Below are 18424 nucleotides of genomic sequence, written 5' to 3' on the forward strand. Positions count from 1 at the left end.
CGGCCGGTCGGACGCACCGGCGCGCGGCACCGAAACGGGAAGGGTGTGACGACGCGTTCGGCGCGACGTTCGGGCGGTGGTTGGTTAGCGTGACGAAAGGGACATCCACCGAGTGAGGAAGGTCCGAGCCATGGCCGCAGAATCCGAGGGCACTCCGTGCTGGGCCGACGGGACGTTCGGCGACCTCGAAGGGGCGAAGCGCTTCTACGGCGAGCTCCTGGGCTGGTCGTACGCCGACTCCATGCCCGAGTACGGCGACTACACCCAGGCCTACGTGGACGGGAAGGCGGTCGCCGCCCTGTCGCCGCCCATGCCGGGCCAGGAAGTGCCGTCCGCCTGGTGCCTGTACCTCGCGACACCTGACGCCGCCGCGACCGCCGAGAAGATCCGCGAGCAGGGCGGGCAGGTGCTGGTGGAGCCCATGCAGGTCGGCGACTTCGGGACGATGGTGCTGGGCCTCGACCCCGGCGGGACGCCCTTCGGCGTGTGGCAGGCGGGCAGCCACGAGGGGTTCGGGGCGCGGACGGTGCCCGGCGCCTACAGCTGGGCCGAGGTCTACACCCGCGAGCCGGAGAAGGCGGACGCGTTCTTCTCCGCCGTCTTCGGGTACGGGGTGAAGCACCTGGAGGACGACGCGATCGACTTCTCGCTCTACGACCTGGGCGCGGACCCGGTGCTCGGCAGGATGAAGATGACGCGGGACTTCCCGCCCCAGGTGCCGGCCCACATGAACGTGTACTTCACCGTGGCGGACTGCGACGCGGCGGTGGAGAAGGCGAAGTCGCTCGGGGCCGAGGTCCGGTTCGGCCCGATGACCATCCCGTACGGGCGGTTCGCGTCCCTGACGGACCCGCAGGGCGCCGTGTTCTCGGTGATCGACAGCACGACGACGGCGGGCGAGATGCCCAAGATCTCGAAGGTGTCCTGACCGGCCCGCCCCGGCCCCCTGGGACCTGGTGCCCCCGGAGGCGCCGGGTCCCTACGGCTGCGGGTCCCGCGCGTCGTACCGGGCGAAGCCGCGCCAGCGCAGCCCCAGCAGGCAGACCACCAGGACGCACGCGATGCCGCCGCCGGTCACCGCCACCGCCGGGGACGTCAGGTCGGCCACCGAGCCGGCCACCAGGTCGCCGAGCCGTGGCCCGCCCGCCACGACGACGATGAACACACCCTGTAGCCGGCCGCGCATCTCGTCGGGCACCGCCGCCTGGAGCATGGTGTTGCGGAAGACCATGGAGATGGAGTCGGCGCATCCGGCGAGGGCCAGCAGGACCAGGCCCGGCCAGAGCTGCCGGGTGAGCCCGAACGCCGCGATGGCCGCACCCCAGCAGGACACCGCGATCAGCACCGCGAGTCCGTGCCGCCGCACCCGGCTCAGCCATCCGGAGAAGACGCTGCCGAGCAGGGCTCCGAGCGCCGGTGCGGCGACCAGCAGTCCGGTGGTCTTCGCGTCGCCTCCGAACCAGACCACGGCGATCACGGGGAAGAGCGCGCGCGGATGGGCCAGCACCATGGCGCTCAGGTCGCTGAAGAAGGTCATCCGCAGGTTCGGCCGGGTGCCGAGGAAGCGCAGGCCGTCGAGGACGGAGGCCCGCCCGGCGGTCCCCTTCTCCCCCTTCTCCTCACCCTGCTCACCCTTCTCCCCACGGCCTGGCAGCATCGAGGGCAGCCGCCACATCGCGTACAGCGAGGCGGTGAAGGTGACGGCGTCGACGGTGTACGCCGCCCGGTAGCCCCACCAGCCGACGATGAGTCCACCGAGCATGGGCCCGGCGAGACCGCCCGTGGTGGAGGTCATCGCGTTGAGCGCGTTGGCGGCGGGCAGTTGTCCGGCCGGCAGCAGCCGGGCGATCATCGAGCTGCGCGCCGGTGAGTTGAGCGCGAAGCACACGGCCTGGAGGGCGACGACCGTGTAGAGCAGCGCCACGTTCTCCACCCCGGCGAAGGTGACCGCCGCCAGCCCGACGGAGAGCAGGAACGATCCCCCGGCGCTGAAGAGCCCCAGTTTGCGGCGGTCGACGGTGTCGGCCACAGCCCCGCTGTACAGGCCGAGGAGCACCAGGGGGACGAGCGAGCAGAGACCTATCAGGCCGACGGAGAACGCGGACCCGGTGATGTCGTACACCTGGAGGGAGACGGCCAGCGCCGTCATGCCCTGCCCGATCCAGGAAACGGTGTTCCCGAACCAGAGCCGCCGGTAGTCGGGTGAGGTACGCAGCGGCGTCAGGTCGGCGAGTATGCGCGTGCGGGGTACACGCTGTTCGGCGGTTTCGGTCACAGGGGATGGTAACGGGACGGGTCCGCGCACCGGTCGGCCGAGGGTGGGTGGTGTCGGCGGAGAAGTCGACATGGGCCCGGCCGAATCCTCTGGTCCCGGCGCGCCGGCCTGAGGTACGCGTGGAGGGGGAGCCTGCGGGCTCCTCTCCCGCACGGAGCCCTGGGGGCGCTCAGGCGCCTACGTCACGTTGCTGCGCCTCCTTGGGGACCGCCGTCGCACAAACCAGGAGGTCGATGGCTCCGGCGGCGCGGTGCTGGGCTCGCTGGGTGAGCTTGTACTGATCATCCAGCTCTTCGGCCAGCTCGTCCCGATGGGCCGGGCTTGTGGCCGGGTGGAGGAACTCCGCCCCCGCCCGTGCGGTCACCACCTCGGAAGACGTCGCGCTCGGGAGCAGGAGCGACGAACACGATCTCTCAGGACTGCACGGTGCTGCCCGGGTCCAGCACCGTCAGCTCCTCTCGGATCAGATGGTCCATGCCGGTCAGCTGCCGGTCGCCGACTTCCAGGCGTCGATGTACTCGTCGAGACCGGTGCTGATGGCCGACCAGTCCGGCTCGAAGATCTCCACGCCCTTCATCAGCCCGGCGAGTTCGACGGCGTTGGCGTCGGTCGCCTCGATGTCCCTGCGGGCGCTGAAGCCGCCGCCGATCGCGCTGACGTCCTGCTGGGCCTGTTCGGAGAGCATGAAGTCGAGCAGCTTCTTGCCGTTGGCGCTGTGCGGGGCCTTCTGGACGAGCCCCGCGGCGTACGGGAGGGCGAAGGTGGTGGGCTTTCCGCCGTCCTTGGCCGGGAACCATATGCCGAGGTTCGGCATGTCCTTGGCCTGGGCGAAGTTCATCTGCACGTCACCGTTGGCGACGTACAGCTCGCCCTTGTCCACCTTGGGGGCGAGCTTGCCGGTGGAGGCGGACGGGCCGACGTTGTTGGTCTGCAGCTTCTTCAGGTAGTCCATCGCCGGCTTCCGGCCGCCGAAGTCGTGCACGGCCTTGATGAGCACGGCGGTGCCGTCGCCGGCGACTCCCGGTGTGGAGTACTGGACCTTCTCCTTGTACGAGCTGTCCAGGAGCTCCTCCCAGGTCCGGGGCGGGGTCTTCAGCGCCTTCGTGTTGTAGACGAACCCGAAGTAGTTGTTGACGACCGAGGTCCAGGTGCCGTCGGTGGCCTTGTCCGCGGCGGCGACCTGGTCGGAACCGGCCGGTTCGTACCTTTGGAGCAGGCCCTTGGCTCCGGCCTGCTGGATGAACGGCGGCAGGGTGACGAGGACGTCGGCCTGGGTGTTGGACTTCTCGCGGACGGTGCGCTGCACCACCTCGCCGGAGCCGCCCTCGACGTATTCGACCTTGATGCCGGTCTTCTTCTCGAAGTCCTCGAAGACCTTGTCGTACCAGCCCTCACCGTTCTCGCCCTTGAGGCCGTCGGCGCTGTAGACGGTGACGACCTTCTCGTCGGAGGCGGCCGAGGAGCCGCCGCAGGCGGTGAGGGTGGCGGCCAGGGCGAGGGTTGCGGCGAGTGCCGTCGCCGGCTTCAGGATGTGGGTGCGCATGGGTGTCGTGTCTCCTGGAAGTACGGGTAGGTCCGGGGTTGTTCAGCGGTAGGAGGCTCGCGTCCGGATGCGGGAGACGGCGAGCAGGACGAGCAGTGTGGTGGCCATCAGGACCACGGAGACGGCCGCACCGGTGAAGAGGGCACCACGGTCGGTGGCCGCGAAGATCTGCACCGGCAGGGGTGTCCAGTCCGGCGGGTAGAGCATCATCGTGGCGCTCAGCTCGCCCATGGAGAGGGCGAAGCAGAGCCCGGCCGCGGCCGTGAGGGACGGGAGCAGGAGGGGCAGCTTGATCCGCCACAGGACGTATCCGGGCCGGGCGCCGAGGCCGGCCGCCGCCTGCTCGTACACCGGGTCCAGGCGCCGGATCGCGGCCGACACCGACTGATAGGCGAACGCCGTGACCAGGACGGTGTGGGCGAGGACGACGATCCACCGCGTCCCGTTGAGGAGCACCGGCGGCCGGCTGAACGCGACGAGCACGGCGAGGCCGACGACGACGGACGGCACGGCGACCGGCAGCATGAACAGGGCGTCCAGCAGCCTCCTGCCGGGCTTGCGCAGTGAGGCGGCGGCGACGGCGGCCCAGGCGCCGAGTGCGAGGGCCAGCAGGCTCGCGCACAGGGCGGTGACCAGGCTGGTGGTGAGGGCCTGGAGCGAGTCGCCGCTTGTGGCGGCGGCGTAGTGCTCGGCCGTGGGTCCGGACGGGAAGGCGCCGGACCAGTTCGTGGAGAAGGACGCGGCGACGATGACCAGGAGCGGCACCGCGAACAACGGGACGAAAAGGAGGAGGAAGAGGGCCCAGGTGGCCCATTTCCCGGCTCGGCTATGCACCAACACGGCGGCTCACCGTCCGATACAAGATGTAGAGGCCGACGGAGAGCGCGATGTTGACGACGGCGATGGCACAGGCGGCCGGGTAGTCGGACTCCAGGATCGCCTTGCCGTACACGAGCATCGGCAGGGTGGTGACGTCCTTCGCGCCGGTGAACAGCACGATGCCGAATTCGTTGAGGCACATGACGAGGACGAGGCTGCCGCCCGCCGCGAGTGCCGGCAGGGCCTCGGGGAGGATCACCTTCCGCACGATCCGGGCAGGCCGGGCGCCAAGTGAGGAGGCCACTTCGATCTGTGCGGTGTCGAGTTGGGAGAACGCGGCGAGCAGGGGCCGCATCACGAACGGGGTGAAGTACGTGATCTCGGCGAGGAGTACGCCCCACGGTGTGGTGAGGAAGCGGAAGGGCCCCTCGGAGGCACCGGTGGCTTCGGTCCACACGCCGTTCGCCATGCCGACCGTGCCGTAGACGAACAGCAGGGCGAGCGTGATCAGGAACGACGGGAAGGAGAGGAACACGTCGATGAACCTGGCGACCGCCTTTCCGCCGGGGAAGGGCACGAACGCGATGACGAGCGCGAGCGCGAAGCCGAGCACGAGGCAGCCGACCGTGCTGCCGACGGCGAGCCAGACGGTCGTGCCGAGTGCCGAGCGGAAGGACTCGGAGGCGAATACGTCGGCGTACGGGGTGAGTGAGGTGCCGCCCTCGTCGGGGGTGACGGACTGCTGGAGGACGAGGGCCAGCGGGTAGAGGAGGACGAGGGCGAGGACAGCGACGGGGGGCAGCGCCCAGATCCAGCCGGTCCGGCCCCGGCGCAGGCCGGTGGTGGCGACGGCGCTAGCCATGGGCCGCTCCCGCCACCGTCTCGGCCTCGTGGTCCGCCGCGGGAAGGAGGACGGCGTCCTCGGGTGCGAAGTGCAGCGTGACCTTCTCACCCAGCGCCGGGGGTTCACGGAGTTCCCGGAGGTCGGCCTTGAAGCGGTGGCCGCCGATGTCGACGTAGAGCCGGTGCGTGGAGCCGCGCCACTGGATCTCCGCGACGGTGCCGGTGAGGGCGTTGGGCCCGTCGCCGAGGCCGACCATGTGGGGGCGGACGCAGAGTGTGGCCGTGGCTCCGGTGGCCGCCTCGCCCGTGGAGAGCTTCACTTCGTGTCCGGCGAAGGCGACGGAGCCCGAACCGACCGTGACCGGCAGCAGGTTGGCGTTGCCGACGAACGAGGCGGTGAACTCCGTACGGGGTGCGCGGTAGAGCTCCTGCGGGGTGCCGCAGTCCTGGAGCCGCGCCCGGTCCATGACGGCGATCCGGTCGGCGAGGGTGAGGGCCTCGACCTGGTCGTGGGTGACGTAGAGGATGGAGACGTCGGGTAGTTCGCGGTGCAGGCGGGCCAGTTCGGCGAGCATGCCGGAGCGGAGCTGGGCGTCGAGCGCGGAGAGCGGTTCGTCGAGCAGCAGGACGCCAGGACGTACGGCGAGGGCGCGGGCGATGGCGACGCGCTGCTGCTGGCCGCCGGAGAGTTCGCGTGGGTAGCGCGCGGCGTAGGCGGACATGCCGACGAGTTCGAGGGCTTCGGCGACGCGGGCGGCGATCTCGGCCTTGCGCACCTTGCGGGCCTTGAGGCCGAAGGCGACATTGTCCCGGACGCGCATGTGCGGGAAGAGGGCGTACTGCTGGACGACCATGCCGATACCCCGCTGGTGCGGTGGCAGCCCGGTGACGTCCCGGTCGCCGAGGTAGACCCGCCCGGAGGCGGGCCGCACGAAGCCGGCGACGGCGCGCAGGGCGGTGGTCTTACCGGACCCGGAGGGGCCGAGCAGGGCCATGACCTCTCCGGGTTCCACTGTCAGGTCGAGCTGGTCCAGGACGGTGTTCCGGCCGTAGGCGACGCTGACCTGCTCGAACCTGATGCCTCCGGTCTCCGGTTCCGCTGCCGCGCCCGTCATGCCTCGGCCCGCGCTATCAGGTCCGGCAGTTCGGCGACGGAGCCGATGACGTGGGTGGCGCCGCTGCGGGTCAGCTGATCCTTGTCGTGGGCGCCGGTGAGGACGCCCGCGACGACGCCGGCTCCGGCGCGTACGCCGCTGAGCATGTCGTACAAGGTGTCGCCCGCGACGGCGACCTTCTGGACGCTGTCGACGGCGCCGGTCCGCAGAAAGGCGGCGAGGACCATGTCGGGGTAGGGGCGGCCCCGGCCGCCCGCGTCGGCGGGGCAGAGGGTCAGGTCGGCCAGGCCCTGCCAGCCGAGTGCTCGGAGGATGGCGTCCTGGGTGGTGCGGGCGAAGCCGGTGGACAGGACCACGGTCCGGCCCTCGCCCCTGAGCCGCTCGATGGCTTCGCGGGCGCCGGGAACAGGGGCGATCAGACCGCTGTCGACCAGCCTGCCGTACGCCTCCTCGAAGGCGGTGTTGGCCTGCTGGGCCCGGGACTCCCCACCGAAGAGGTGCCGGAAGACGGAGATCTTGGACTCGCCCATGGTGGCGCGTACGTAGTCGAGCTTCTCGGCGTGGTCGGCGGAGCCCGGCTCGACGCCCAGGCGCCCGGCGGCGTCGGAGAAGGCCTGCTCGACGAGGCCGCCGTCGGCGACGGTGGTGCCGGCCATGTCGAGGACGATCAGGTTCAGCTTGGCGTCGTGGGTCAACGTCTTCACCAGTTCAGTTCGTTGGCGGTTGTCTCGGCGATGGCGGGTGAGCAGGTCATGCCGCGGCCACCGGGCCCGGTGACCAGCCAGATGCCGTCGCGCACCTGCTGCCGGTGGACGACCCTGCTCGTGTCGGTGCACTGGGCGTAGACGCCGGCCCAGCGGTGGCGGACGCGCGGCAGCGGGCGGCCGAGGAAGGACTCGACGACCCGGGTGAGGTGCTCGTAAGGCTCCTCGACGGTGTCGAAGGCGAAGGGGTGCTCGTACTCGTGGGTGTCGCCGATGGTCAGTCCGCCGTCGCGGCGCTGGACCATGAGGAGCTGCATCCTGTGCTCGGCGGCGGTCGGCGCCTGGGCCTGTCCGGTGTTGAGCGTGTCCAGGGCCTCTCCGGCGTAGGCCGGGTAGTAGCGGAAGCTGTCCGCGTCGGCGACCGAGGTGGTCAGACTCTCGCCGAGCGGGTCGGTCTGCATCATCTGGAGGCGGACGCGGCGTACGGGGAGGTCGGGGCCGGCGAGTTCGCGGACGAGGCCGCCGAGCCAGGCGCCGGTGGCCAGGATGACGGCATCGCCGGTGTGCACCTCGCCGTGGTCGTCACGGACCGCGTTGTCGCCGATGACCTCGCGGACCTCACGGCCTCCGAGGTAGGTGTAGCGCCCGGAGGACAGGAGAGCCTGCTTCAGGGCGAGTTGGGCGGTCCTGGGCTCGACGGCGGCGTCCCGCTCGCACCACAGGGCCGCATCGAAGTCGCCGCGCAGCGCGGGGTTGACGGCCCGTGCCTCGTCGGCGGTCAGCAGCTTGTAGCCACGGGCGTCGGCGTCGGGCCGGGCGACGGCCGCTTCGGCGACCGCCAGTTCCAGTGCGCCGCGGACCGGGGTGAGCGATCCGCAGGCGCGGAATCCGAGCTCCGGCACCTGCCGCCCGATGTCCTCCCAGAGCTCGCGGGCCCGGAGCGCGGTGTCCAGCTCCTCACCGCCCGCCCGGCCGCTGACCCATATCTGTCCGAAGTTTCGGAGGGACGCTCCGCGGGCCTCGCTCTCGCGCTCGATCTGTACGACCTCGTGGCCGCGGTTCACTGCGTGCCAGGCGTGCATGGTTCCCACCACGCCGGCTCCTACGACGATGACTCTCACGCCGGTCACGTTCCTGGGAGCGGGTGACCCGCAAAGATCCGCGCGGCAACGGGAAGGTGAACGACCCCCCAAACTTGGACCAGACCCGTTATCTTCTCGTTATCAAACGGTGTGGTCCACCGCTCCGAGTCGCGGTCAGTCGTGCGCACCCAGTTGCGTGGTGAAGGAGAACCGGTCACCCCGGAACAGGGTGCGTACCCGCTCCAGCGGCTGCCCCTCGGTGTCCCGCGAGATCCGGTGGATCAGCAGCATCGGCAGAGCGGGGGGCGTGCCGATCAGCAGCGCCTCACGCGGGGTGGCCAGCACGGTCTCGATGCGTTCGTCCGCACCGCCGAAGGCGATCCCGAGCCGGTTGCTGAGATAGGAGTAGAACGACGAGTCGGGGTCGAACTCATCACCCAGGCCGGGAACGCGGGCCACGGAGACGTAGGTGCTCTCCAGCCCGACCCGCTCGTCGTCGGCGAGCAGGACCCGCTCCAGGTGCCAGACGGGTTCGCCGCGCCCGATGCCGGTCTCGGCGGCGAGCGCCTCGGTACAGGGGAAGCGGTCGAGCGCGATGAGGTGACGGCCTGGCGTGCGGCCCTGACGGCGGACACCCTCGGTGTAGCTGGCGAGGGAGAGCGGCTGTTCGAGCTTGGGGCCCGCCACGACAGTCCCCCTCCCCTGCCGGCGCAGCCGCCCCTCCAGCAGCAGTTCACGCAACGCCTGGCGCACGGTCTCGCGCGACACCTCGAAGCGCAGCGCGAGGTCGCGCTCCGTGGGAAGGGTGCCGCCCTCACCCAACTCGCCTATCAGGGCCGAGACATGCGCCTTCACCACGTAGTACTTGGGAATACGGCCGTGCTCCGGGATGCCGGAACGGATCGGTGCGCCAGGTGCCTGGTCGGTCGGAAAGTCCACTCATGAATGGTCGCAGACACACTCGCCCCCTCTCCCCCCGCGAACGAGGGACCCGACGATCCTGCCGCCGGTGCGAGAGGGGGCGGTTACCCACCGATACCTGGCCGAGAGACCCCCGACGCGGGGTCTCTCGGTCAGGAAGCGGTGAGGGACACGGCGTCGACGGTCCAGAACCAGTTGTTCCCGCCTGTGTAGCGGAAGCGGATGCGCGCGGTGGTGGCCCCCGCCGGCACCTGGAGCGTGATGCTCTCGGTCCTCGACGAGGTGTCGGCGGTGTACGTCTTCACGGCTACGGGAGTTCCGCCGTCGTAGGCGACGAGGACCTCTCCCTTCTGCGGGGCTTCCTGGCGGTAGTACGTGGTGTAGCGCAGGACCGCCGTCGAGCCGCCCTTCACCGGCCAGGCGGGCGTGAGGAGGGTGGAGTCGAAGGTGCCGCTGTAGCTCTTGTCGACCCACTCGTCGCCGTCGGCGACGGCGAAGACGTTCCGGGCCCGGATGTTGTTCTCACGCCCTTGCCCCCTTTCGGCAGCGGTCCAGAACTCGTCGGTGGTGAAGCTCCAGCCGCGCCACTCGGTCACACCGCCGGTACCCATCGCGTTGTTGACGACGCTCCATCCGGTCGGGGGCGTGTGGGTGAAGCCCAGGACGGCCGCGCCGACTCCGGTCTCGTCGACGCGGGTCCCCAGCTGGGAGCGCAGGGCGTCGAACGCGTCCGGAGCGGGCTGCTGGAGGGGGCGGCCGTCGAGGTTCCAGGACGGGTCGACCGGGATTCCGAGGTGGGCGAGGGCGGAGACCGCCACATCGGGCATCTTGATGTCGTGGCGGGTGGAGCCTGCGGTGATCCCTCCACCCGTGGCGATGAGGAAGGTCTGCCTCTCGGGGGCGCTGGAACCGCCGTGGCCGCCTGCGTCGGTGTGGCCGTGATCGGCGGTGACCATGATCAGCCAGTCCTCGGACGCGTAGGAGGGCCGAGCCCGGACCGCTGCGACGATCCGGCCGACCTGCGCGTCGGCGTCGTGGATCGCGGCCAGGTACCGGCTGCTGGCGGCGCCGTCGCTGTGTCCGGCGTGGTCGATGTTGTCGAGGTGGACGAACACGGCGTCCCGGTTGCCGCTGCCCAGCTCCGCCACGGCACGGCTGGTGGTGCCGGTGTCGTACTCGGCGGAGGGCGTGGAGACGCGGGTGTCGACCTTCGCGGAGAAGATGGTGGTGGTGACGGGTGCCCAGGAGGCGACGGCGTACGTCGAGAGGGTGGGCTTCGCCGTCTCGATCCTGGTGAGGAAGTCCGGGTACCGGGCGAAGGCGTTACCGGTGAAGGCGTTGTCCTTGACCAGGTGCTTGTCGGGCCAGACACCGGTGATGATCGTCGACCATCCGGGGCCGGAGAGCGTAGGAGCCAAGGGGTCGGCATAGAGCGAGCTGACCGAGGTGAGTCCGCTCGCCATGAGGCCGTCGAGGTTGGGCGCGTCGGCGTCCCTGATCCGGCCGAGCAACGCGCCGTCGAGCCCGATGACCAGGACCTTGGGGGTGCGGGCGGCGGCCCGCGCGGTGCCCGCCGCGAGCGGGCCGGAGGCGGCGGCAAGAGCTGCTGCGGCGATCAGCAGTGAACGGCGTGACGGTCCTGCGGACATGGGGGTCTCCCTATCGACGACGAGCACACGGTCAACTCCCACTGCCTGCGGGAGGTTGAGCATGGGTCCAGACCCGTTATCTTTTCGCTATGCGAGTCCGCCGGTCCAGCGCTCTGCGATGAACCATCCGGCAACTTTCGGCTTCCGGTGACCGACTTCCGGGCGTCCGCCCGGCCCTCGGGACCGACGGAGGTGACCGCCCCGGGCGGCTCGCCGTCCCGCTCGGGGATCGTCGGGCGAACCACAGGTGCGAACCGGAATGCTGTCCGGTCCGTGTGGGACTGCAGGACCCGGAGCTGCTGGACCCGAGAGCTGCTGGACCTTCACCGCGTATCGGCGACACCCGCGGTGTCGAGGCCCGCGAGTACCAGGCCGACCCGGTGGCGCCAGGTGTGGCGGTGGAGGAACTGCCGACGGGCCGCGTCGCCGAGCACGGCCTCCGGGGCCACGACGATCGGAAGAGCGCCCGGGTGGCCGTAGGCGCGCCGGTAGTCCCGCCCGAGCGCGTGGGCGATCACGACGATGCGTGCCGGCGGGGTGTCCCCGAGCAGGACCTCCTCGATGCGCAGGGTGTCAGGGTCGTCCCGAAGGCGGCGGGTTTCGTAGACGAGCGGTGCCGCCGCGGTGAGGGCGTAGAGGTCGTGACCGTAGATCAGGTCCGGTGGGTCGCGCGTCAGCAGGGACCTCCCAGGAGACGGCCTGCGGGTCCTCGAGGTGATCAGTCGTCGCGCCCCGTCCTCTCCGTCGATTCGCTTGGGATGTTCCGCGTACGCCTGGTCCGCCCGGGGTACCGCAAGGCGGTACCCCGGGCGGACCAGTTGCCAGCCTTGTCGCCACCGATCAGGATCACGGCCTGGCGGTCCGGATCGAACACGAACAACAACCGCACCAGCGCCGGAGGGAAGCACCGACACTCAGCGGATGGTCAGGGTCCGCTGTGCTGTCAGGTCACGGGTGGAGTGTGCGGTGGCGAAGGTGTAAGAGCCCGGCACGAGGACCCAGCCACCCGGCTGCCAGACGGTCAGGTCCTGCGCCGGAACCGTGAAGGTCAGGCGCTGTGAACCCGCCGCCTCCAGCACGACCTTCCGGAAGGCGACCAGGCGACGTGGCTCCGCGGCTGCCGCGCCGGGCAGCGTGACGTAGACCTGGACCACTTCGGTGCCCTTGCGTCGGCCCGTGTTGACGACGTTGACGGAGAGAGTGACGTTCCTGGACACCGGGTCGTAGGCGGCTTCCAGCGAGCCGTGGGCGAAGGAGGTGTAGGACAGGCCGTGCCCGAAGGGGAAGCGGGGCCGCTGTCCCTTGGCGTCGTAGTAGCGGTAGCCGACGGCGATGCCCTCGTCGTAGGAGACCGCGCCGGCCTTTCCGGGGTAGGTCGCGGGGGTGGTGCCCGGCCCCTGGGCCGCGTCGACGGGGAAGGTGACGGGGAGGCGACCCGAGGGATCGCTGTCACCGAAGAGGACCGCGGCAAGGCCGGTACCCATGCCGCGGCCTCCGTACCAGGTCTGGATCACGGCTTCCACGTCGTTCAGCCAAGGGGTGGCGACGGGGCCGTCGGTGTTGAGGACGACGATCGTGCGTGGGTTAGCAGCGGCCACGGCGGTGATGAGCTGGTTCTGGTCCCCCGGCAGGTCCAGTCGCTCGTGGTCCATGGCCTCGCCGGCAACCCGGTTGACGAAGACGACGGCCGCGTCGGCTGCTCCTGCCGCTGCAACCGCGGCAGGGATGAGGGACTCGGGCTGCCAGCCCAGGGTCAGGCCGCAGGTGCCGGCCTCGGCGGTGGCGTTGGTATAGGTCAGTTCGATGCCGACCTCGCGGCCTGCGGTCAGCTGTGCGGTTCCCTGGAGCGGGTAGTCGAACGGTCCGAGGAAGAACCGGCGCATCTGCCGGGTGCCGGAGACGACCGTCACACCGTTGATCTTCAGCGTGGTCGTACCGGCGGGCAGCAAGGAGAAGCGGTGGAGGCCCGTGGTGGTCGGTACGAGGGTGCCGGTCCACTTGGCCGACCAGATCGCGGGCAGATCCGCCGCGGGTGCGGTGGTGAAGTCGACGGTGGCGTCGGTCCGGGTCACGACCGGGGTCCCGGTGGCGTCGGCGCCCGCGAAGTACGTGCCGGTCAGACCGGCCTTGCCTGTGCCGTCACGAAGCGCGGCCGACGGCACCACGGCCAGAGGCAGGTCTCCCTTGGTGCCCTGGGAACGAGTGACCTTGACGGAGCTTCCTGCCCGGGTGCGAACAGCCTGCAGAGGAGTGGTCCAGTTGCCGGGGTCGACGTAGGTGGAACCAGCGACACCGGTGAACACGTCGGTGTCGGCCGGGCCGATGACGGCCAGCGACTTCACAGAGGCGGGCAGCGGAAGGGCTGAGGAGCGGTTGGCGAGCAGGACCGTCGAGGCGATCGCGGTCTCGTGGGCGAGGTCCCTGTGCTCCTGGGTGCTGACGTCGTCGGCGGGCGCGGGGACAGGGGCGTCGAAGAGGCCGTTCGCGAACATCGTGATGAGGACGCGTCGCGCGGCGTCGTCCAGCCGCGCGCCCGGGATCGCTCCCCCCGTGAGTCCGCCCGGGGGGATCTTCACGGCGCCGGGGCCGAGTCCGGCCAGGTCCATGCCCGCACGGGCGGCTGCGACCTGGTCGTCGCCGGCCCAGAAGTCCGGCACGGTGTAGCCCTGGAGTCCGAGTCCCTCCTTCAGGTCGTCGAAGAGAGCCGGGTTCTGCGTCGCGAAAGTGCCGTTGATCTTCGGGTAGGCCATCATCACCGAGGTGGTCGGCGCGGCGGCGACCACACGCCGGAAAGGCGCCTCGTAGATCTCGTGCAGGGCCCGGTCGGAAACCTTGGCGTCGATGAAGAACCGGTCGGACTCCTGGGTGTAGGCGGCGAAGTGCTTGACGGTGGCGGCCACCTGCCGGCTCTGCATACCGACCGTGACGGCTGCTCCCAGGTGCCCGGCGAGCAGTGGGTCCTCCCCCATGCCCTCGGACTGGCGGCCGAAGTGCCAGGTCCGCGTCAGGTCGACGGTGGGGCCGAGCATGTTGTTGTACCCCTTGCCCCTGCCCTCCGCACCGATGGCCCGGCCGATGCGGCCCGCCAGGTCCGCGTCGAAGGTCGCCGCCTGGGCGACGGGAACGGGGAAGGCCGTCACCCCCTTCTCGCCCCGGAGGCCGGCGGACGCATCGACCATGGTCAGGGCCGGGATCCCCAGGTGGGCCACGGCCGCGAAGTCGCAGCGTACGAGCGCTTCCTTCTCCGTCGCCGACATCGTGGACAGCAGGGCGTCGGCCCGGTTCCGTGGGGCGGCGCCGGACGCGGCCGCCGCCTGAGTGGTCATGACCGGAGCCATGCTCACCGCCAACGCGGTGAAAGTGGCGGCAGAGAGGAATTTTCGTCTGTTCACAGCGGCTCTCCGGATACGTTCTGGCGGCTGCGTGACACGCCACCGCAGGGGGAATGGGGCCGACCAGGAGGTCAGGTTCCTGGCCGACCCCAGCTGACGGGCAGCGCATTGGCGCACGCGTGACGCACATACAAAAGTGAGTCCCATTTGCAGATTCCACCGAGATGACTCCGCCGCGTCCCACGACAGCGATTCTCGATATGCATCGACATCTACGCGCTAAGCTTTCTACCCAACACGCGGAAAACTATTGCCTGTTCATTCCTAGGTCAACCCTCCGGCAAGATCTCTTCAAAGAAGTCTTTGACCAGCGAAAACAACCCCCTCCAAGCTGAAAGGAATTGAAATTTTCAATCGGACACGAGAACGGAACGGACCCTCCATCACTCCGCTGGATCCCACTCATTCACGAGAGAAATACAAACCCTACGAAGGCAGCAGGACAACCGCGAACGGCTCGGCGCAGAAAGAACCTGCGCCGAGCCGTTCGCGGTTATGCCCCTCAATACTTCAGGCAGTCGCCCCAAGAATTTCGGCAGTATCGAGGAGGTGCTCACCCGCGTGCAGGGTGAGCGGCGCGCAGCCGGGCAGCTCGGCAACGGCCCGGCAGCCCTCAGGAACGGTGCAGCGCGCTGTGATACCCGTGGCTGTCACCTCCCAGGACAGGGAAGCGGCCCCGTAAGGGGTCTCATGCCGGGTGCGGGCCCATGTCACACCCCCGCCGGGCCGTGGTCGGAAGGCGATCTCGCGATAGCCGGGAGCTGTCGCCGTGATGCCGCCGACGACCCGGTGCAGCCAGTCGGCGACGGCACCCAGCGCATAGTGGTTGAAGGAGGTCATGCCGCCCGGATTGAGGCTGCCGTCGGGCCGCAGGCTGTCCCAGCGTTCCCAGATGGTGGTGGCGCCCCGGGTGACGGTGTAGAGCCAGGACGGGCACTCGGTCTGGAGCAGCAGGCGGTAGGCGACGTCGAGGTGGCCTGTGTCGGTGAGTGCGTCGCAGATCAGCGGGGTCCCCACGAAGCCGGTGGCGATCCGGGCGTCGTCCGCGAGGACGAGCTCGGCGAGCCGGTCCCCCGCGTCCTGCCGCTGCCGGGGGGTGAGCAGGCTGAACACGATTCCCAGGGCGTAGGCGGTCGGACTGTCGCTGGTCATACGGCTGGACGGCAGCACGTACCGGCAGCGGAAGGCTTCGGCGACCTCGTCGGCCAGGGCGGCGTACCTCTCGGCGTCCGCGTCCTCTCCCAACTCGGCTGCGGACAGTGCGAGGTGACGGGCGGAGTGGGCGAAGTACGCGGTGGCGACGAGATATCGGTCGGTGACGCCGGCCGCCGGGTCCTCCGGTGGGGCGGCGGGGTCGAGCCAGTCCCCCAGCTGGAAGCCGGTGTCCCACAGGCGGCTCGGCCCTGCGAGCCGTTCCATGAGGTCGACCCACGACTTGGCCATGGGGTGGTGGCGGCGGAGGAGTTCGACGTCTCCGAAGCGCTGGTGGAGGGTCCAGGGCGTGAGCGTGGCGACATCGCCCCAGGCGGCTCCGGGCTGGATCGGCGTCCACATCGGCTCGCCGGGTATGACGGGTACGTACCAGGGGATGGTGCCGTCGGGGAGCTGTTCGAGACCGACATCGGTGAGCCAGGAGTCGAGCATGCCGGCGCAGTCGTAGAGGTAGCTCGCGGTGGGGGCGAAGACCTGGATGTCGCCGGTCCAGCCGAGGCGTTCGTCGCGTTGGGGGCAGTCGGTGGGGATGTCGACGAAGTTGCCGCGCATACTCCAGACGACGTTGTCGTGGAGACGGTTGACCAGTTCGTCGCTGCACTCGAACCAGCCGGTTCGCCTCATGTCCGTGTGGTACACGCGTGCGATCACCGCGCCGGGGCCCAAATCGCCTGTCCAGCCGTCGACTTCGGCGTAGCGGAAGCCGTGGAGGGTGAAGCGGGGTTCCCAGGTGAGTGGACCCTGGCCGGAGAGGATCAGGGTGTCGGTGGCGTAGGCCTCGCGCAAAGGGCGCGTGGCCAACTCGCCGTCCTGGAGGACCTCGGCGTGCCGGAGGGTAACCGCGGTGCCGGCCGGACCGTCGAGGGTGACGCTGAGGCGGCCGACGAGGTTCTGGCCGAAGTCCAGGAGGTGGCGGCCGTCGCCGGTACGGGTGACGGATACCGGAGCGATCTCCTCGGTGCAGCGCACCGGTGGCGCCATCGGTGCGACGAGGGTCGCGGGGTCACGATGGCCGATCCGTACAGGGGCCCACGCGTCGGAGGCGATGGGCGACGGTGTGCACCAGTCCGGGTCGTGCAGCCGGGCGTCGAACGTCTCGCCCTCGTAGAGGCCGCTGGCGAGGATCGGGCCCGGGGCGGCACTCCAACTGCCGTCCGTGGCGACGACGACGGTGGTGCCGTCGTCGTACGTCACCTCCAGCTGGGCGAGCAGGCACTGGTCGGTGCCGTAGATGTTGCGGGTGCCGCCGTCGAAGCCGTACTTGCCCCGGTACCAGCCGTCACCGAGCCATGCTCCGATGGTGTTGGCACCCACGGTGAGGTGGTCGGTGACGTCGTGGGTGCGGTACCGGAGGCGGTACGGGTAGACCGTCCAGCCCGGGGCCAGCGCCTCGTCGCCGACCCGGCGGCCGTTGATCTCGGCCTCGTACAGGCCATGCGCCGAGACGTGCAGGCGGGCGTGGCTCAGGGGTCTGTCGAGCGGGAAGCCCTTTCGGACCCGGGCCGGACGCCGCTCGGCCTCCGGGTCCTCGTGCCATCCGGCGCCCACGGGGACCGCCTGCCAGTCGGCCGGGTCGAGGAGACCTGCTTCGACGACACGGGGCTCGCTCCAGGCCGACGGCTCCCCGTCGGCCGAGGACCAGACACGGACCCGGACGGTCGCGCGCTCCCGCGAGGCCAGCGGCTCACCGGGCCAGGGGGCCAGTACCTGGCAGGCGTCATCGACGCGTCCCGTGCGATGGACCGCGCCGGAGCGGTCGACTTCCAGTTCGTAGGCGTGCTGTCGGCCGGCACCTGAGGGCAGTGTCCAGGTCAGTCGGGGGGCGGCGACTCCGACTCCGAGTCCGTCCGGAAGGTGCTCGAAGGACACCGGTGAGGGCTGAGGGGGGAGCAAGGGGGGGGACCTTTCTTACACGTGCGGCCGTACGCGTGCGGCAGCCGGGGTGGCGGTCGGGCCTCAGCCCTTGACCGCTCCCGAGGTGAGGCCCTTCATGACCTTCTGGTTGAGGAAGAGATAGATCAGGAGGGTGCCGAACACGTTGATGCAGATGGCCGCGAACAGCGGACCGTACTGGGTCGCGCCGAAGTCACCGGTGAAGTTGAGCAGGCCGACCTGGATGGTCCGCAGGTCCTGGTCGTTGGTGAAGGTCAGCGCGATGAGCAGGTCGTTCCAGATGAAGAAGAACTGGACCAGACCGACCGTCAGCAGGGCGTTGCGGACCAGGGGAACGCTGATGGTCCAGAAGGCGCGCAGGATGCCGGCGCCGTCGATGGTGGCGGCCTCGAACAGCTCGCGGGGGACGGTGCGGTAGTAGGTGGCCATCATGAAGACGGTCAGCGGCAGGCCGGTGCCGGTGTAGGTGAGGATCAGCGGCCACAGGGTGCCGGACAGCCCGGTCTGGAAGTACACGGTGAACAGCGGCAGGAGGATCATCTGCGGGGGCACCATCATGCCCGCCAGGAAGACCAGCAGAGTCAGGCTGCGCCCCTTCCACACCATCACCTGCAGGGCGAACCCCGCGGCCGTTCCCAGGAGCAGCATGAGTGCCAGGGCGGGCAGGACGGCGAGGAGGCTGTTCTGGACGTACAGACCCAGGTGACCGGTGGTCCAGGCCTCGGAGTAGTTGCCCCACTCCCATGTCGTCGGCAGGCTCCAGGTGGAGTTGTCCAGGTAGTCGTCGTTGGATTTCAGGGATGTCAGGAACATCCATATCAGCGGGTAGATCTCGACGACCAGCAGCAGGGCGACGACGGTCCTCACCCACAGCCGGCGCGGTGGCCGGGCCCTGCGGACAGGCCCGGCGGCTGCGGAGGGCCCCCTGAGCCGGCGGCCCGCGGAGGTCTTCACAGGTGTGTCGATGGCCATGGCG

General features: G+C 70.0%; 14 protein-coding genes and 1 pseudogene. 1 reads left to right on the forward strand and 14 read right to left on the reverse strand.

Features of this window, described 5'->3' with window-relative positions; translation table 11 throughout:
* Window positions 1-130 precede the first annotated feature (130 nt).
* A complete protein-coding gene (locus AB0I83_RS28440; RefSeq protein ID WP_363306665.1) occupies window positions 131-928 on the forward strand; it encodes a VOC family protein in 798 nt (265 codons plus the stop codon).
* A gap of 51 nt (window positions 929-979) precedes the next feature.
* Here AB0I83_RS28440 and AB0I83_RS28445 read toward each other — a convergent pair whose 3' ends face one another.
* The 14 genes and pseudogenes from AB0I83_RS28445 to AB0I83_RS28510 form a co-directional block, all read right to left on the reverse strand.
* A complete protein-coding gene (locus tag AB0I83_RS28445; RefSeq protein ID WP_363306666.1) occupies window positions 980-2275 on the reverse strand; it encodes an MFS transporter in 1296 nt (431 codons plus the stop codon).
* Window positions 2276-2480: 205 nt separating this feature from the next.
* Window positions 2481-2621, reverse strand: a pseudogene (locus tag AB0I83_RS28450) (VapC toxin family PIN domain ribonuclease); the annotation flags it as partial.
* A 135-nt stretch (window positions 2622-2756) separates the two neighbouring features.
* Window positions 2757-3818, reverse strand: a complete 1062-nt coding sequence (locus tag AB0I83_RS28455; RefSeq protein ID WP_363306667.1) for a 2-aminoethylphosphonate ABC transporter substrate-binding protein — start codon at window positions 3816-3818, stop codon at window positions 2757-2759.
* Window positions 3819-3860: 42 nt separating this feature from the next.
* Window positions 3861-4658: an ABC transporter permease subunit gene (locus tag AB0I83_RS28460; protein WP_363306668.1), complete on the reverse strand. Its 798-nt coding sequence runs from the start codon at window positions 4656-4658 to the stop codon at window positions 3861-3863.
* Window positions 4645-5499 carry a 2-aminoethylphosphonate ABC transporter permease subunit gene (locus tag AB0I83_RS28465; RefSeq protein WP_363306669.1) on the reverse strand — a complete coding sequence of 285 codons (855 nt, stop codon included), beginning with the start codon at window positions 5497-5499 and terminating at the stop codon, window positions 4645-4647. Before AB0I83_RS28465 ends, AB0I83_RS28460 begins: the two co-directional genes overlap by 14 nt.
* Complete coding sequence (locus tag AB0I83_RS28470; protein ID WP_363306670.1) at window positions 5492-6595, reverse strand: ABC transporter ATP-binding protein; 1104 nt, start codon at window positions 6593-6595, stop codon at window positions 5492-5494. Before AB0I83_RS28470 ends, AB0I83_RS28465 begins: the two co-directional genes overlap by 8 nt.
* A complete protein-coding gene (locus AB0I83_RS28475; RefSeq protein WP_363306671.1) occupies window positions 6592-7299 on the reverse strand; it encodes a phosphonatase-like hydrolase in 708 nt (235 codons plus the stop codon). The genes AB0I83_RS28470 and AB0I83_RS28475 overlap by 4 nt, the downstream gene beginning before the upstream one ends.
* Window positions 7296-8420, reverse strand: coding sequence for a TIGR03364 family FAD-dependent oxidoreductase (locus AB0I83_RS28480; RefSeq protein WP_363306672.1), 1125 nt, complete (start codon window positions 8418-8420; stop codon window positions 7296-7298). Before AB0I83_RS28480 ends, AB0I83_RS28475 begins: the two co-directional genes overlap by 4 nt.
* 135 nt (window positions 8421-8555) lie before the next feature.
* A complete protein-coding gene (locus tag AB0I83_RS28485; protein ID WP_363306673.1) occupies window positions 8556-9320 on the reverse strand; it encodes a GntR family transcriptional regulator in 765 nt (254 codons plus the stop codon).
* 134 nt (window positions 9321-9454) lie between these two features.
* Window positions 9455-10951 (reverse strand): alkaline phosphatase family protein, encoded by a 1497-nt coding sequence (locus AB0I83_RS28490; RefSeq protein WP_363306674.1) that lies wholly within the window; start codon window positions 10949-10951, stop codon window positions 9455-9457.
* A 323-nt stretch (window positions 10952-11274) separates the two neighbouring features.
* Window positions 11275-11865: a hypothetical protein gene (locus AB0I83_RS28495; protein WP_363306675.1), complete on the reverse strand. Its 591-nt coding sequence runs from the start codon at window positions 11863-11865 to the stop codon at window positions 11275-11277.
* Window positions 11866-14277, reverse strand: a complete 2412-nt coding sequence (locus AB0I83_RS28500) for a glycoside hydrolase family 3 C-terminal domain-containing protein (RefSeq protein WP_363306676.1) — start codon at window positions 14275-14277, stop codon at window positions 11866-11868.
* A gap of 576 nt (window positions 14278-14853) precedes the next feature.
* Window positions 14854-17448: a family 78 glycoside hydrolase catalytic domain gene (locus tag AB0I83_RS28505; protein ID WP_363306678.1), complete on the reverse strand. Its 2595-nt coding sequence runs from the start codon at window positions 17446-17448 to the stop codon at window positions 14854-14856.
* 63 nt (window positions 17449-17511) lie between these two features.
* Window positions 17512-18420, reverse strand: a complete 909-nt coding sequence (locus tag AB0I83_RS28510) for a carbohydrate ABC transporter permease (RefSeq protein ID WP_363306679.1) — start codon at window positions 18418-18420, stop codon at window positions 17512-17514.
* Window positions 18421-18424 lie beyond the last annotated feature (4 nt).

It is taken from the genome of Streptomyces sp. NPDC049970 (assembly GCF_040660235.1).
GTDB lineage: Bacteria > Actinomycetota > Actinomycetes > Streptomycetales > Streptomycetaceae > Streptomyces.

Excerpts from the sequence above, each read along its gene's own strand:
- AB0I83_RS28440 (WP_363306665.1), top strand. The coding sequence starts at position 131 with ATGGCCGCAGAATCCGAGGGCACTCCGTGCTGGGCCGACGGGACGTTC.
- AB0I83_RS28455 (WP_363306667.1), bottom strand. The coding sequence starts at position 3,818 with ATGCGCACCCACATCCTGAAGCCGGCGACGGCACTCGCCGCAACCCTC.
- AB0I83_RS28465 (WP_363306669.1), bottom strand. The coding sequence starts at position 5,499 with ATGGCTAGCGCCGTCGCCACCACCGGCCTGCGCCGGGGCCGGACCGGC.
- AB0I83_RS28470 (WP_363306670.1), bottom strand. The coding sequence starts at position 6,595 with ATGACGGGCGCGGCAGCGGAACCGGAGACCGGAGGCATCAGGTTCGAG.
- AB0I83_RS28490 (WP_363306674.1), bottom strand. The coding sequence starts at position 10,951 with ATGTCCGCAGGACCGTCACGCCGTTCACTGCTGATCGCCGCAGCAGCT.
- AB0I83_RS28500 (WP_363306676.1), bottom strand. The coding sequence starts at position 14,277 with ATGACCACTCAGGCGGCGGCCGCGTCCGGCGCCGCCCCACGGAACCGG.
- AB0I83_RS28510 (WP_363306679.1), bottom strand. The coding sequence starts at position 18,420 with ATGGCCATCGACACACCTGTGAAGACCTCCGCGGGCCGCCGGCTCAGG.